The organism is Exiguobacterium sp. JMULE1 (assembly GCF_013337175.1).
GTDB lineage: Bacteria > Bacillota > Bacilli > Exiguobacteriales > Exiguobacteriaceae > Exiguobacterium_A > Exiguobacterium_A indicum.
Genome location: NZ_SGWC01000002.1, coordinates 2,356,959 through 2,372,811, shown reverse-complemented (window position 1 = coordinate 2,372,811; position 15,853 = coordinate 2,356,959). Strand labels below are relative to the sequence as shown.

Below are 15,853 nucleotides of genomic sequence, written 5' to 3'. Positions count from 1 at the left end.
GGAGGATCTACAGATGAAAAAACTACTTGCAGTCGTCATGATGGCATTAATGGTCTTCGCAGCAGCCTGTTCGACGGAACAGCCAGGCAGCAGCAACGGTGAAACGAAGAAAAAGACGAAGGACTTTAAAATTGGTCTTTCGATTTCAACTCTCAACAACCCGTTCTTCGTCTCGTTAAAAGAAGGGGCAGAACAAGAAGCAAAAGCACAAGGCGCAACGCTTCAAGTCGCAGATGCACAAGATGATGCAGCAAAACAAGCAAGCGACATCGAAGACATGGTCCAAAAGAAAGTCGATCTCATCTTGATCAACCCAACGGATTCAGCAGCAGTCGGTGCAGCCGTCCAAACAGCGAACGATGCGAACATCCCCGTCATCACAGTTGACCGCAATGCAGAAGCAGGCGACGTCGTCGCACACATCGCGTCGGATAACGTCGCGGGTGGGAAACAAGCAGGTGAGTATATGATCGAACTCGTCGGCGACAAAGCAAAAGTCGTAGAGCTCGAAGGGATTCCAGGAGCATCCGCAACACGCGACCGTGGGAAAGGGTTCCATGAAGCAGTCGACGGTAAACTTGACGTCGTCGCAAAACAAGCAGCAAACTTCGACCGGGCAAAAGGCTTGTCGGTCATGGAGAACATCCTCCAGAACAACAAAGACATCAAAGCCGTCTTCGCACACAATGATGAGATGGCACTCGGTGCGGTTGAAGCGTTAAAAGCAGCGGGTCTGAACGATGTTAAAGTCATCGGCTTCGATGCGACGGATGATGCCGTCAAAGCTGTCAAAGACGGAAAAATGGCAGGAACAATCGCTCAAAAACCGACGGAAATCGGGAAGATGGGTGTCGAGACAGCGATCAAGCACTTAAAAGGCGAAACAGTCGAGAAGAACATCCCAGTCGATCTCGAATTGATCAAACAATAAGGAAAAGAGACACCTGAGTCGACGATTCAGGTGTCTCTTTTCGTCAGGCAGGAAAAAGTTCCTAAATCTATTCCTTGTTCCCGTACTTGTTTTTCTCTATAATGAAAGAAGCGTATATTACTGAAGGAGGATCATCGATGATCATTCATAACGTGGCTCTTGTCGGCCTCATCGTCGTTTCCGTTCTTCTCATCATCGTCGTTCTATTGATGTCAGGTCGTACGACCGGACTCGGAGCATTGACGGGTGGAGCAGAACAATTATTTGGTCGCCAAAAAGCTCGTGGCTTGGATGCGGTCCTAAATCGTGTGGCGTCTATCTTAGGGGCATTACTCTTCATCTTGGCGTTACTCGTCGCTTTTTATAAGTGAGCATTGAAACGACAGCCGTATGATCGCGCTGTCGTTTTTTGTATTTCTCGATATTCATTTTTTCCGGATATGGGGTATAGAGTTAGAGGGGGAATCATTTTATGAAAATCACTTTACCAAAACCATTCTTTTTCGAAGCCGGCCCACGTGCCGTTTTACTATTACACGGATTCACGGGATCGAGCGCGGATGTCCGCATCCTCGGTCGCTACTTGCAAAAACAAGGCTATACGTCCCTAGCACCACAATATAAAGGGCACGCTGCCCCACCCGAAGAGCTGACGAAGACCGGGCCAGCCGACTGGTGGCAGGATGTCCTTGCCGGATATCAGGAACTCGTCGATAAAGGTTATGACGAAATCGCTGTTTGCGGACTGTCGCTCGGCGGTGTCATGTCGCTGAAGTTATCGATGAACCGTCCGGTCAAAGCGGTCATCCCGATGTGTGCACCCGCCTACATCAAAAGTGAAGAAGTCATGTATGCAGGAGTCACTGAGTACGCACGAGAATTCAAGAAGCGAGAAGGCAAATCGCAAGAAGAGATCGACCACGAGATGGCGTCCTTCGAACCGATGCCGACCTTGAAGGACTTACAGGAACTGCTGCGTGAGACACGCGATTCGCTCGAGGACGTCTACGCACCGACGCTCGTCGTCCAAGCGCGCAATGATCACATGATCAACACCGACTCTGCGAACATCATCCATGATGGAGTCAGTGCCTTCCAAAAAGAGCTGATCTGGTATGAGAACTCAGGTCACGTCATTACGCTCGACAAAGAAAAAGACCAGCTCCACTCTGACATCTTGGACTTCCTGGAGTCATTGAACTGGAGCAAGTAACTGGAGGTGTCACGTTGGAATTACGTGAACGAATACTAACGGTCATCACGACGGAAGAACGTCCGTTGTCGATTGATCAATTAACGAAAAAACTAGAACTAGCGGATACGGAAGCATTCAAGGAATTGATCCGGACGCTAAACGCGATGGAAGACGAAGCGTTGATTGCCCGGACACGCTCGAACAAGTACGGAACGCTCGCGCAGATCGGTCAAGTCGCAGGGAAGATTTCCGTCCACCAACGCGGGTTCGGTTTCGTCTCACCGGAAGACGGCTCAGAAGGCGATATCTTCTTACCAGCACCGGAACTGAAGAACGTCTACAACGGCGACCGTGTCCTCGTCAAAGTGTTTGCCGAGTCAAACGGCGGTGACCGTCGTGAAGGGAAACTGCTTAAGATTCTCTCGCGCGGACCAGCTGATTTCGTCGGCACATTCGTCAGTCCAAAAGGACGGATCGAATCGATTGCTTATATCGAACCGGATGATACGAAGCTGACGTTCTTACCGGTCGTCGCGAACGAAGATACACTTGGTGCCGTCGATGGCCATAAAGTCCTCGCTCGGATTACGAAGTATCCCGATGGTCGCTACGCCGGAACAGCGAAAGTCTTGAAAATCATCGGTCACAAAAATGACCCAGGCGTCGACATCTTGTCGATCGTCCATAAGCACGGCATCAATGTCGACTTCTCACCGGAAGCGATTGCTGAGGCGAATGCTGTACCAGATCAGATCGATGAGAAGGATTTAGTTGGACGCGTCGATCTACGGAACGAATTGACGGTGACGATTGACGGGGCAGACGCGAAAGACCTCGATGATGCAGTTCACGTTAAGAAATTAGCGAACGGCAACTTCGAGCTTGGTGTCCACATCGCCGACGTCTCGCATTACGTTAAAGAAGATTCAGCACTCGACGAAGAGGCGCGTGAGCGCGGAACGAGTGTTTATCTCGTTGACCGCGTCATCCCGATGATTCCGCACCGGTTATCAAACGGGATCTGCTCGCTCAACCCGCATGTCGATCGCCTGACGCTCAGCTGTATCATGGAAATCGATGCGAACGGTGCTGTCGTCAACCATGAAATCTTCCAAAGTGTCATCAAGACGACAGAACGGATGACGTACACGGACGTCCGGAAAATCGTCGAGCGCGAAGACGAAGAAGTGATCGCGAAGTATCAGGATCTCGTCGAGTACTTCGACAAGATGGCGGAACTCGCAGCAATCCTCCGTGAACGTCGCTCTCGTCGTGGGGCGATCAACTTTGACTTCCCAGAAGCGAAGGTCCTCGTCAACGAAGAAGGCAAGACGAGTGAGATCATCCTCCGCGAACGGTCGGTCGCTGAGAAGCTGATTGAAGAGTTCATGCTCGCAGCGAACGAAACGGTCGCGGAGCACATTCAGCGTCAAAAACTGCCGTTCATGTACCGGATCCACGATGAGCCAAAAGCTGAACGTCTCGATACGTTCTTCAAGTTCATCGGTAACTTCGGGATCAATGTCGAACGTAAAGGTGAGTCAGTCGCACCGAAGACGTTGCAATCGATCCTCAATGCTGTCGAAGGCGAGCCCGAAGAAGCGGTCGTCAGTACGGTCATGCTCCGTTCGCTCCAACAAGCGAAATACGACATCGAACCAATCGGTCACTTCGGTCTGTCGACGGACTACTACACGCACTTCACGTCACCGATTCGTCGTTACCCAGACTTGATGGTTCACCGTCTGTTGCGTGAATATGTCATCTACAACGATAAGTCACAAAAGACGCAAGACCGTTACTCGGAAATCTTACCTGAGATCGCTGATCACTCGTCGAAACGTGAGCGTCGTGCGGTTGATGCGGAGCGGGAAACGAACGCGTTGAAGAAAGCCGAGTATATGGAGCAACACATCGGTGAGACGTTTGAAGGCGTCGTCAGTGGTGTCACGAACTTCGGAATGTTCGTCGAATTGCCGAACACGATCGAAGGACTCGTCCACATTCAAGCGATGACGGATGACTTCTACCGCTACGATGAAGCGAACTATCAGTTGATCGGTGAGCGGACGAAGCAACAGTTCCGGATCGGCGATGTCGTCGAGATTAAGGTCACGAACGTCAACATCGATGAACGGACGATCGACTTCAGCGTCGTTGGGATGCCAGAACGGCAACCGAAGAAACGATTCGAGTCGAAGACGATCCGTTCAAGCGGTGGACGTCCAGGACAAAAACGCGATGACAAGAAGAAGGACGATCGTCGCGGCAAGAAACGGTCGGGTAAGAGCGACCAAAGCAAGGGAAAAGGATTCTCGTTAAAGAATAAGAAAGATAAACCGCCGTTCCATAAGGCGGTCTCGAATAAGAAACGGAAGCGCAAATAAGCGCTTCCGCATCGGAAATGTGGTGAATGAACATGCCAAAGGGAACAGATTCGAAAGTCTTAGCGAACAACAAACGGGCCTCGTTCGATTATGCGATCGAGGATACGATTGAAGCCGGTCTCGTCTTGACGGGAACGGAGATCAAATCGGTCCGTAAAGGAAAAATCAGCATCGGGGACGCGTTCGTCCGGTTCGACGGGGGAGAGGCGATTCTCTGGAACTCGAACATCGCCCACTTCGAACAGGGGAACCGCTACAACCATGAGCAGCTCCGTCCGCGGAAACTGTTGCTGCACAAGAAACAGATCGCGAATTTGATCGGTGCGGTCTCACGGGACGGTTATACGATCGTGCCGCTGAAAGTCTACATCAAGAACGGTTACGCGAAATGCTTGATCGGACTCGGGCGCGGGAAGAAGAAATTCGATAAACGAGATGATCTGAAGAAGAAGGATGCGAAGCGTGACATCGAGCGGGCACTACGCGATAAGCAAAAGTATTGAATCCGTAACACTTTTCTGCTAGAATATTAGTATTCGGAAAGCCCCAATTTATTATCTTGGGGACGTTACGGATTCGACGGGGGTAGTTCGGTCTTCTGTGGCGTGTCGAGGGGTCGGCCTCGTTAAAACGCACCAGCCATAACTGGCAAAACTAACACACAACTCGCAGCAGCTTAATTGCCGCTACGGATCCTAGCAGCCGTCGCCTGGTCGGCTGATTTCTAGGGTCTCACTTTAAACAGGCTACGCTTGGACCCTTCCGTCTGGAGGGAAAGAGAAGAGATGGAATCAGACTGGTCGGACGGACGCCTGTCAATTGGCAGCCTGACGACGAGATCCCAATAAATTGACTACACACGTAGAAGCTTAAGTATACGATGCCTTCGGACGTGGGTTCGACTCCCACCGTCTCCATACGACGAAATCAGTGGATTTCAAAATAAAAAACGTCAAAATCCTTTTGTTAGGATTTTGACGTTTTTTATTTTAGAAAATAATTACGTAACATTTTTTGTTTAAAGATAATCCCTTTTTTTAAAAAAACATATATATATTGGAACTTATGTTAAAATTAATTTAATTTATTTGTTTGATAGTATTCGTTTAAAAAACAAAACTTATCAATTAATAAGCTTTTATGAAAAAGAAGGTATGAACTCTTGAAAATAAATCGACAAAATCTAAAATTGTTTATCACTCCTACAACAATAAATTTTAAAAAAGGAGATTATAATTCTATAAAAGATTATGGATCTTCTTTAATTGAAAATAATATTTTTAATTTTGAAGAAAAAATCGCAATAGATATTGATAACTATAAAAATCAAAAAATTAAAATCAATAATTTGGATAAATTTATTTTAATTGTGTATTAGAAAATATGAATTTAAAAGGAGTTGAACCTAACGGAATTACGTATTTATCATTACCACAATTATCATCGTCTTTTTCGATTTTAATAACATATAACATTATATTTAATGATATTGCATCAAAATTATTAAAACTAACTGGAAATAATATTAGTGAAGAGCGAGAGTTTATTAATTTTAATAAAAACGAGGGAATACTATTAGTTTCTCATAATATTGATTTATTGCAGCACGTATGGAATACAACATTTTCGGGTGAATATTTGAGAGAATATGTTCCAACATATATTGTAAAAGCGAAACAATTTAAAGTTTTTAACTTTAATAATAATTCTAAAAATATAAATTTTCAAGATGATGGTACTTTACCTTGGATTGGATTTTATCGAGCGCATAAAAAAGAATTAATTGGAAAATTCGATAAGAAAGTAAAGTATATAATTATTGATTTTATTCCTACGTATCATAGAAAAAGAGCTAAACAAATAATAGAGTGGGCTAAGAATAAAGCAGAACATGTCATAGTAATACTTCCATCGAATGACCCCTACTTATCCTATTTAGCTAGTGCTGATGCATTTAAACTTCCTATTAATCAATCTACGCAAAAAATTATAAATAGCATAATAACTTATGAACCAGATTATGATGATATACATTCTTGGGGAACAAATAATAGTTTAGATGTATTAAAATCGTTTGATATTAGTTTTAATCTTAACGAATATTTTTCAATAGATAAAAATCTTTTAAAGATTTTAAAGAAGTACGAAATTGAAATAGAATTATGTAGAAAATCAAATGGATTATATCCAGAAAAAATTCAGAAGATTGATCGATTAAAAGTTCAAATGATGAATTTAATAGTTCCCTTAAAAGATTATGAAACAGCTAAACGTATGTCTAAACAAGTAAATATTTTTGATGCATATAAAAAAATCAAACAAATTCCTTCGTTAGATGAAGAAGAAAAAAGTATAGAGGTACTGTTAAGTCATCATTTTTATAAAGTATTTGAAGAATTATATGATCTCTTATATGAATTAAGTAATAGCTTAAGAAGTGAGCTTTTACTTTCAGTACTTAAAAAATATTCGTCTATAAAAATCATTATCTTAATTATTGATAAATTCGAGCGTAATTTATTTGTAAATAAGTTAAATAAAGATAATACGAATGTTATTGAAATACTTACATATAAAGAGTTCCATGAATTACAAATGAAAAGTCAATACGTGAAAGCAGATACTATTATTTTAACAACACCATTCCCAACAAAATATTTTTCTGCATTTAATTTTTTTAATGTAAATATAGAATTTATTAGTATATTAAATGATAAAACAAGATATTTTAAACATGTAGATAATATCTATAATAATAACAATGATATAAGAATATTTGTAAAGTCATTAAATCGTATTGGCGTTAAACATTTAGATGATATTAAGACGGAAAAACAAATTAGCATTAATGTGCTTAATAATTATAAATTTGTTATAGAAGGAAAAGCGGAATTATTAGAAACAAAAGATATCAATATTTCAATATTCGATGATGTAAAATTACTCGAATTATTGAAATCAAATGATAATTATGAATTAACAACCTCTGATTATATCTCAAGTTTAAGTAATATAAATTATGCATATACTACGAAAGCACAATTAATTGAAATTGAGGATTTAGATGAAAACAAAAAATGGATTTTTATACCTGTAGATGATCATTTAAAAATTCAGAGAGGTAATAAAGATGTGATTGAAAGTTTGAAAGTCAGTAATTTTGAATTAGAAGATTTATGGATAAGGGTAAATCATGATATGAAATCAGATTTATTTAATGAGATATTAAAGTTAGCTTCTAACACGCCTTTAATGAAATGGATTAATCATGGAGTAGGCATTTGGAACGAAATTTTAGAAAGTGTTTGGGAAAAATTTAATAAAGGACAGCGATATAAAAAAAATGTGTATGAAGACATTTTAAAAGCTATAAATTTAAATGGAGGTAATATTAAAAATTATGTAACTATAGTTAATTGGTTTACACATGAAAATATAGTTAGAGATCAGGTAAATTTACGAGCATTAATTATCATTTCAGGAAAAGAAGAATTTATGGATAGTATGAGAATTGTTTTAAGTTCAGTTTCAAAGTTAAGAAGTATGCATATTCAATTAGGAAGAACTATATCAAAATTGATTAATTCATACTCGAAGCAATTATTGGAATATAATGTATTAGAAGAGTGGATTAGAATTGGAGAAGATATAGTAATTCCAACTGAAGATATTGTATCAATGATTTCTTTTTCAAAAATAACTTATATAAATGTCGAGGGTATAGCTGATATACCTAATGAATTACTATATAAAAATTTAAATAAAAATTTTGCGATTGAAGTTTTAAATAAATATTCTTTTGAGGAGGAAGAACATGAGTTCTAATGAAAAAATCAGATAAAATTTATCGAATATATGGAAAACATTTTAAAAAATGGCTTGCTAGGAAAAGACGTAAATTATGTATTAAATAACAAACCAAGTTCAATTATTTATGGTGGAGTAATTTTTCCTAATAGTGTATTTAAGGGTGAAAATGAAATTGAAATAGATAATAAAATGGATCCAGATGTAAGGTTTAATAGTATATCTAAAAATGTAAGTATGGGAATGGAGTTTTTAGTGAACAAAAGTTTGCCGTTATCCTTTAAATTATCAGGTGAATTTTCTTTTTTTATAAGAGTAAAGCCTACATTCCAAGAACAAATGAACTCTTTACAATACTTAGATATAAATATAAAAGAATCAGAAAAAATTGAAACGAAGGAATACCATAAATCAAAAGGACTTTCTTTAGTTGAAAAGTATAAGAAGATTACGTTTGTATTTAAAGATTTAACAGCAACGTTTAAAAATAATAATCTGATTATTGAAGAAAATGATTATTTAAGAGTATTAGAAGAATTTAACAGCTTGATCCAGATTGTGAGAAAGGATTTAGAGTTGTTTAAAGTTAAAAAAGAATATGTAAATAAAAAAGGAATAATAAATATTCCTAAAATTTTTGAATCTGAAGAAGAGTATGATAATTTTATCAACAATATTAGTGATTTAGAAGAATCACTTCCAAACTATGATTTCGAACTGAAGGTAAATTTATTAGATTATTTACATAATCCTAATAGCCAAAAAGTAATTGTTTCTTTAATTAATTCTTCTATTAATAATAATGAATTTGAATTCCATCCTATTGAATTTTATGATAGTAAAATTGAAGTTTATATAAATGAGGATTTACATACATCATTTATATTTGATGGGGTTAGAAATAATTATATGTTGGATAACAAATTTAAAGTCAAAGGGTTAAACTGTACTGCAATTGTAAAACAAATCGAAAATTCAAAAAATTAATCTTAACTACAGAGTTTATGCCAAGATTTTTTCAAAAATTATATAGAACAAGGGATGATATTCCTGTAAATTTTGAAGATTTGATTACTTCAAATAGTTCAATTAATAAATTGAACGAGATAGTTCTAAAAATGAGAGAATACTGTAATGAATGGATGAATTTTATAAACAATAATGGAGATAGCGAAATCTATCTTAAGAATCAAGATGAGATTGATCAATGTAAAAAGTTATTATTTGAATTTGAAGACGAAATAAAGTCGTTTGAATTAGGAATTTATTCATTATCTAAAGACAAGAATTTAATGAGAGCCTTTAATTTAACAAATAAGGTTTTCAAGGAGGTTAGCCAAGAGAAATATACAGGCTGGCGGCTTTTCCAAATTATTTTTATTGTTAGGATGTTCCCGGCTTTATATAATCGTGAAATGCCTTCAAATGATCAAAGAGCCAAAGAGATTATAGAATCTTCACTCTATGCTGATGTACTGTGGTTCCCAACTGGTGGCGGGAAAACGGAAGCATATTTGGGAACAATTCTAACTACACTATTTTATGATCGTTTAAGAGGTAAGGAAAAAGGTGTCTCAGCTTGGCTAAGGTTTCCTCTAAGGATGTTATCTAAAAACCAACTAGACCGAGTTGCAAAAATACTGATTGTAGCTGAGAAGTTCAGGTTAGCAGATGAAAATTTAAGCGGGAAAGGCATGCCGTTTTCGATCGGCTTTTTTGCAGGTGGTGGTAATACTGATAACTTTGTTAAAAAGAAAACTAAAGAAGATGCTCTGGCAAATGAAATAACTAAAATGAATAAAATGCTAATCCACAAATGTCCGAGTTGCAATGAGCCTTTAAGTTTTTTATTTAACGATTCTCAATGGAGATACGTTCATAAATGTAATAATGAAGATTGTTTTGTTAAAAATAAAATGAATGGGAATGTACCTATTTTTATAACCGATTCGGAAGTGTATAGATTTGTTCCAAGCGTTATATGTGGAACTGTCGATAAAACAGCTATAGCTGGGAGATATAGAGAGTTCTCACAATTGTTTGGTCAAGTGCAAGGGAGATGTGAAAGACATGGATATTTCTCAGATAAATGTATTGTTGGTCGATATGATGAATTTGGATCATGTAATGTAACAGCTTCTAAAAGTACTAATGAGATAATGAAAGTAAAAAGTCAATTTTATGATCCCGTTCCAACTTTGTTTATACAAGATGAATTACATCTACTTAAAGATGAGTTAGGTTCTTTATCTTCACATAACGAAGGTTATTTAATGGAACTCGCAAAGACTTATTGTAAATCGCCTGATCATATTCCAAAAATTATTGCTGCAACAGCAACAATTGAAGCTTACGAGAAGCATATAAAACATCTTTATATGAGAACTCCTAGAAAATACCCTTCAATGGGTTATAAATCAGGAGAGTCATTTTATGCAACATCTACACCTGAAAGAAAAAGAAGACTATATATAGGTTTACTACCGCATTCAAAATCTCAAGAGGAGGTAATTTCAAGAGCTGTATACTTGTATCAGAAAGAAATCGCGAATATTAGCACAAATCCTGAAATATATTTTAAAAAAATTGGTCTGACTAATCTATCTGATTTAGTAGATATAATTGGAGACTATGACTTAACTACAGTTTACGTTAATAATAAATCAATGGGCTACGATATAAATAGAAGACTAAATGAACTTGAAGACTTGAAACTTAGAACTGAGTTTCTAACTGGTGAAAATGACATGGAAAAAATAATTAAAGTAATTGATCAAATTGAATCAGAGAGGGAATCTTCTATAGGTAATAAGTTGAACGTACTAAATGCGACTAGCCTCATCAGCCATGGAGTAGATTTAGATCGAATTAATAATTTCTTTATGGCAGGTATGCCATCGAAACAATCTGAATATATTCAAGCATCAAGTCGTGCTGCAAGGTCTAATGTTGGACTAGTATTTGTTTCTTTCAAAGCTACAAACTTGAAAGAGAGATCACAGTATCAATATTTTATAGAAAATCACAAGTTTTTAGATCAGTTAGTAGACCCTGTTCCAATTAATCGTATGGCTGTAAAGGCAGTAGAAAAATCTTTTTCTAGCATTTTATGTAGTTTATTATTAGGAATTCATTCAGGAATTAACAAAGAAGTATTAGATAAGTGTGGAAAAGTAGATAAATATATTTCGAATAGAAATGCCTACGAAAAGTCAGTTCACGACGAGATATTAGAACAACTCTTTAATATATACGGATGTAATACAGAATTCTTTCCATTAGCTACTAGAGAGAAACTAAAAGTATTTATTAAAAATCTATATCAAGAAAAATGGAATTTATTAGAATTAGTCCTACAACAACATATATCAAAGATAAAGAAATACTAAATCCAATGAGTAGTTTCAGAGAAATTGAAGATGGGATTCCAATTCAAGTAGGTAGAGACACAGGGATAATTTTACATTACAGTAAGTTTTCATTTTTAAGAGGAGGAAAAAATTAAATGTATGAGGATTTTACAAGAGGACGTAGCCAGGTAATGTTTAAATATTTACCTGGTGCTGTTTTCCTTCATGATAGTAGATACTTTAAAGTGAATAATTTAAATTTGAGTAAAGTTTCTTTTGACACCTCAAGGATAGAAGATGAATTAATTAATTTCATTACCAAATGGCCGCTTAATCTAAAATTGCCGAAGAAAAATCAATATCACTATTTCCGAAAGATGTAAAAAAATATTACTTTGGGGAAATTCAAGAAGTGGAATATGAATTGTTTCCTTTAGTTTTTAGATGTAGATTATGTGATAATGTACATGAATATTATTCAATAGAATCATTAAAAAATGATAATCCTACACTAAATTGTGTATTCTGTAACTCGAAGTCAAGCCTTAAACAATTTCCTTATTTAATGATCCATGAAAACGGTGATTTAAAAGGATTAAAAGTAATAAATAATGGAGGAAATAGTTTTAAGGAAAAATATAATGGGATTACAATGAATGATACCAGAAGTTTTCGAACTGCAACATGGTATAACAAAAAAAGAATTTAAATCTAGGATCTTTAGGTGCTAATATTACTACACTTCCAATTACAAGTGATATGAAACGATTCATGAGTGGTAAACATGCATCTGATGGTGATGTATTTAAGCCAGCAATAATAAATATTGTTAATTTAAATAATGAAGAATTAAAAGTGAGGAAACAAAATAGCGACTTTTCTTTTATTCAATTAGCAGCCTTACTTGAACTAGATAAAGTTAATAAAATAGATTTTAATGAAAATTTTGAATTGCAAGAATCGAATAGTTTTGCAATGAAGTTACTTGAAGCAGCACATAATGAGGCTGAAAAAAAATTATTACAAAAAGTAATAGCTGAAAATATGAACCAACCTTATTTATTAGAAGATAAATCATTAAAAGTAGATATTGAAAATTTTCTCGATTCGATTAAAGTAAAACTGGATGATGAACTAGTTGATCTAGTTAATAATGATAGACTGCTCCATGAGTATCTATTTAGTATTTATGAAAGTGAAGGAAAGACCGTTGAAGATAAAATTAAAGAGTCCATTGAGTCTGAAGATTATCTGCAAACTGAAATTTTAGAAGATGTAAAGTCTAAATTTATGATTTTAGGAATTGAAAAAGCAACTTTATTAGAAAAGTTTCCAGTATTAACTGTTTCACCCGGATTTACTAGGAAAAGTCCTAATAGAAATGAAGTTATTTTAAATCCATATAAACAAAAAATTCAAGGATCAGTTCAAACAGTCATTCCAACTTTACTAAGCGAAAACGAGGCAATAATTTTTAAAATAAGCCCTGAACGTATATTAAAGTGGTTGAAGATAAATCAATTTATTGAAGATGATGAAAAAAGTCATAATAAAAAGAATCAGAGTTGTTATTATACTTTAAAACCAAAATTGGTATGTACGATCCTGCTGAATTAGCTGAAATGAATTTAAAATTAGGTGAAAAAATGGATGAGAAAATGTTATCTTCCGTTATTTTTCAACTGATACATACGCTAAGTCACATGATGCTTAATGCAGGTAAATCAATAATCGGATTAGACGTTGACAGTATTTCAGAGTACATCTTCCCATCGAGTTTTTCATATGCAATATATGTTTCGAAAATTCAGGGAGGTGGCATGGGAAATTTGATTGCGGCTTTTGAAAATGATTTAAATAGGTGGATTAATGCTTCATTTGAACATGCTCAACTTTGTTTATACGATCCAGTCTGTAAGGATCATAAAGCTGCTTGTCATGCATGTTCTTATTTGAAATTTTCATGTCAACATTTTAATAGAGGCTTAAGCAGAACTCTATTAATAGGAGGAATTATTGAAGGGAAACAAATAATAGGTTTTCTCGATAGTAAAGTAAATAACTAGTTAGTGTAGGTGGTTATTATAGTAGAAGTATATAAATTTCTAGTAAAGTATGATTTGGTTGATAAACTTGAAGTATTAAATGCTTCGTTTTATTTGTTAATTCTACAGAGTATTCATTTTCAAAAATGATTGGATTGAAGCTGTAAAGCTGCATGTACAAGAAGCGCAAGAGATTGCTTCAGTATTATTTAGTATATTAAGATCAAATTCGTTAATAGAACAAGTATCTGAAAACGTATATACAATATCTGATATGGATCATTTCTATAAAAAATTTAATGAAATGATTTTTTATAGAAATTTTACTAAGGAGATAAAAATAAAGCCTCCAAGTAGATTATTATGGAATATGCAATATAGCGTAAAACAACAATTGCCACAGAATGTAAGAATAGAATTTGAAGAACTAACATCATATTTGAAAGATATTTTATCTGTAGCAGAAAATAAAATAATATTCTGTGCACCGTATTTTTCGATTTCTGGAATTAAAATTTTAAATAATTCTATTCAATCTGCGCTAGAAGTTCATCCAGATCTAAAAATATGGTTTATAATTGACGCATTAGAACTTGAGTATACTCAAACATTTATAAGAGAAATCAATAATTTACTTCCTAAAAGAAATTTTATAATTTTTGTCCCTAGCGAAAACTTAAACAATAGTTTATTGTTTCATTCGAAATTTTTGATTGTTGATAACAAATATGGATATTTAGGCTCTGCAAATTTTAGTGAAAGAGCATTAAGTCAACAATTTGAAATTGGAATTAAGTTATTTGAAGAAGATTGCTCAAAATTATCATTATTAGTAGAAAGTTGGACAGCTTTAAAATATTTCAAAGAATTTAACTAATTTAAATAGATTGAAGAAGTAGATAAACACATCTGGTATTTATTAGAAGAATACTATCAAACTTGTCAAAATATAGTGCGATAGTATTCTTCTTGCTTGAAGTTATTTATTTTAAAGGAATTAAAAAATAAATATTTATTTGGTTAAAAGAGCAAAAAAAGGGTTTTTCAACCTTATACATTAGACAGCGAATAAAAAACATCTAAGTATTCTATTTTTTATAGGACGGTTTGTCAAATTAAGTGCAACACTTCTTCGGAGAAGACCTCGTATGCTGTTTTCCAGTTGAGACATTTCCGTGGTCTCCCATTGATTCAGGCGAGCGCTTGAGCGAGTTCAGAACGACTGACCTTTCCGAAATCCGTTCCCTTCGGGAAAAATTCGCGGAGAAGACCATTGGCGTTCTCGTTACTCCCACGCTGCCAAGAAGAGTACGGGTCCGCAAAATACATGGGTACGCCTAACGTGTCACGAATTCGTTCATGACAGCTAAACTCTTTTCCACGATATGTCGTCGCAGTTTGGAATGTTCCCGACGGGAAGTAGCGATGCAATACTTGAATCGCAGACTCCATCGATGGAGCGGACCGATCTTCCATCGGTACAGCGAGATAGAAACGGCTCTTTCTTTCGACGAACGTTGCGACACAAGCCTTGGATTTCCCTCTACCCGAGACAACAGTATCAAGCTCCCAATGCCCAAACGTTTGACGCCCTTTGACATCAGACAGACGTTTACTGATCGGCAGTCCGACGTTGAAGCGCCCACGTGTCTCACGTGGTTTCTGACGCTTTCCCTTTTATCGAAGGAGTCCAGAATCAGCCTCGACGAGGCCCGTATAAATCCAACGATAGATTGTCTTGAACGAGAGTCCTTCTTCTTGGAACAAGCGTCCTGTAATCTGTTCAGGGGACCACGTCTCCTGTAACTTTTCGAGAATGTGGACTCCTTTTTCAAACATAAACTTCGTCCGTGCACCGCACTTCTTTTTTCGCTCCACATAACGCTGGTTGGCATGGGAAGCATCGTAGTGCGGATTTCGTTTCAGATCTCGTGAAATCGTAGAAGGTTTACGCCCAAGGCGTCCTGCAATCTTTCGGACAGAGAAACCTAGCTCGAGATACGTCTCTATTTTGACTCTTTCTGATGTGGTAGGATGAACATAGCTCATAACGTATCCTCCGTTGAATGTGGTGTGGTAACTTTATTCTACACGAGGTCGTTATGGGTTTTTTTGTGCTTTCTCCTAAATGTTGCACT

At 36.5% G+C, this 15,853-nt stretch carries 12 protein-coding genes, 1 other RNA gene and 1 pseudogene; 13 read left to right on the top strand and 1 reads right to left on the bottom strand.

The window, feature by feature from the left end; translation table 11 throughout:
* The first annotated feature begins 13 nt into the window (after positions 1–13).
* The 13 genes from rbsB (at position 14) to EXW93_RS12610 (ending at position 14,592) form a co-directional block, all read left to right on the top strand.
* Positions 14–931: a ribose ABC transporter substrate-binding protein RbsB gene (gene rbsB, locus EXW93_RS12665; RefSeq protein ID WP_058713316.1), complete on the top strand. Its 918-nt coding sequence runs from the start codon at positions 14–16 to the stop codon at positions 929–931.
* A gap of 137 nt (positions 932–1,068) precedes the next feature.
* Positions 1,069–1,302: a preprotein translocase subunit SecG gene (secG, locus tag EXW93_RS12660; RefSeq protein WP_023469201.1), complete on the top strand. Its 234-nt coding sequence runs from the start codon at positions 1,069–1,071 to the stop codon at positions 1,300–1,302.
* Positions 1,303–1,403: 101 nt separating this feature from the next.
* Complete coding sequence (locus EXW93_RS12655) at positions 1,404–2,144, top strand: alpha/beta hydrolase (RefSeq protein WP_023469200.1); 741 nt, start codon at positions 1,404–1,406, stop codon at positions 2,142–2,144.
* A 14-nt stretch (positions 2,145–2,158) separates the two neighbouring features.
* A complete protein-coding gene (gene rnr / locus EXW93_RS12650; RefSeq protein ID WP_058713315.1) occupies positions 2,159–4,513 on the top strand; it encodes a ribonuclease R in 2,355 nt (784 codons plus the stop codon).
* A gap of 32 nt (positions 4,514–4,545) precedes the next feature.
* On the top strand, positions 4,546–5,016 hold the full coding sequence (gene smpB / locus EXW93_RS12645; RefSeq protein ID WP_023469198.1) for an SsrA-binding protein SmpB: 471 nt from the start codon (positions 4,546–4,548) through the stop codon (positions 5,014–5,016).
* Between the two features lie 58 nt (positions 5,017–5,074).
* Positions 5,075–5,433: a transfer-messenger RNA gene (gene ssrA, locus EXW93_RS12640) on the top strand.
* 242 nt (positions 5,434–5,675) lie between these two features.
* Positions 5,676–5,891, top strand: a complete 216-nt coding sequence (locus EXW93_RS12635) for a hypothetical protein (RefSeq protein WP_174316525.1) — start codon at positions 5,676–5,678, stop codon at positions 5,889–5,891.
* Positions 5,892–5,896: 5 nt separating this feature from the next.
* Positions 5,897–8,338, top strand: a complete 2,442-nt coding sequence (locus tag EXW93_RS12630; protein ID WP_174316524.1) for a DrmE family protein — start codon at positions 5,897–5,899, stop codon at positions 8,336–8,338.
* A gap of 30 nt (positions 8,339–8,368) precedes the next feature.
* Positions 8,369–9,307, top strand: coding sequence for a hypothetical protein (locus tag EXW93_RS16485; RefSeq protein WP_254606207.1), 939 nt, complete (start codon positions 8,369–8,371; stop codon positions 9,305–9,307).
* A gap of 17 nt (positions 9,308–9,324) precedes the next feature.
* Positions 9,325–11,709, top strand: coding sequence for a DEAD/DEAH box helicase family protein (locus EXW93_RS12625; protein ID WP_254606206.1), 2,385 nt, complete (start codon positions 9,325–9,327; stop codon positions 11,707–11,709).
* A gap of 732 nt (positions 11,710–12,441) precedes the next feature.
* The gene (locus tag EXW93_RS12620) at positions 12,442–13,287 is read left to right on the top strand and encodes a hypothetical protein (protein ID WP_174316523.1); all 846 of its coding nucleotides are present in this window, start codon (positions 12,442–12,444) and stop codon (positions 13,285–13,287) included.
* Positions 13,288–13,292: 5 nt separating this feature from the next.
* Positions 13,293–13,736: a Zn-binding domain-containing protein gene (locus EXW93_RS12615; RefSeq protein ID WP_174316522.1), complete on the top strand. Its 444-nt coding sequence runs from the start codon at positions 13,293–13,295 to the stop codon at positions 13,734–13,736.
* Between the two features lie 253 nt (positions 13,737–13,989).
* Positions 13,990–14,592, top strand: coding sequence for a phospholipase D-like domain-containing protein (locus EXW93_RS12610; RefSeq protein ID WP_174316521.1), 603 nt, complete (start codon positions 13,990–13,992; stop codon positions 14,590–14,592).
* 233 nt (positions 14,593–14,825) lie between these two features.
* Here the strand turns inward: EXW93_RS12610 and EXW93_RS12605 are convergent.
* Positions 14,826–15,764 (bottom strand): annotated as a pseudogene (locus EXW93_RS12605) (IS30 family transposase).
* Between the last annotated feature and the right edge of the window lie 89 nt (positions 15,765–15,853).

What these genes read in the sequence shown, in the direction of transcription:
- rbsB (WP_058713316.1), top strand. Translation starts at nt 14, where the DNA reads ATGAAAAAACTACTTGCAGTCGTCATGATGGCATTAATGGTCTTCGCA.
- secG (WP_023469201.1), top strand. Translation starts at nt 1,069, where the DNA reads ATGATCATTCATAACGTGGCTCTTGTCGGCCTCATCGTCGTTTCCGTT.
- EXW93_RS12655 (WP_023469200.1), top strand. Translation starts at nt 1,404, where the DNA reads ATGAAAATCACTTTACCAAAACCATTCTTTTTCGAAGCCGGCCCACGT.
- smpB (WP_023469198.1), top strand. Translation starts at nt 4,546, where the DNA reads ATGCCAAAGGGAACAGATTCGAAAGTCTTAGCGAACAACAAACGGGCC.
- EXW93_RS12630 (WP_174316524.1), top strand. Translation starts at nt 5,897, where the DNA reads ATGAATTTAAAAGGAGTTGAACCTAACGGAATTACGTATTTATCATTA.
- EXW93_RS16485 (WP_254606207.1), top strand. Translation starts at nt 8,369, where the DNA reads ATGGAAAACATTTTAAAAAATGGCTTGCTAGGAAAAGACGTAAATTAT.
- EXW93_RS12625 (WP_254606206.1), top strand. Translation starts at nt 9,325, where the DNA reads ATGCCAAGATTTTTTCAAAAATTATATAGAACAAGGGATGATATTCCT.
- EXW93_RS12620 (WP_174316523.1), top strand. Translation starts at nt 12,442, where the DNA reads ATGAGTGGTAAACATGCATCTGATGGTGATGTATTTAAGCCAGCAATA.
- EXW93_RS12615 (WP_174316522.1), top strand. Translation starts at nt 13,293, where the DNA reads ATGAATTTAAAATTAGGTGAAAAAATGGATGAGAAAATGTTATCTTCC.
- EXW93_RS12610 (WP_174316521.1), top strand. Translation starts at nt 13,990, where the DNA reads ATGGATCATTTCTATAAAAAATTTAATGAAATGATTTTTTATAGAAAT.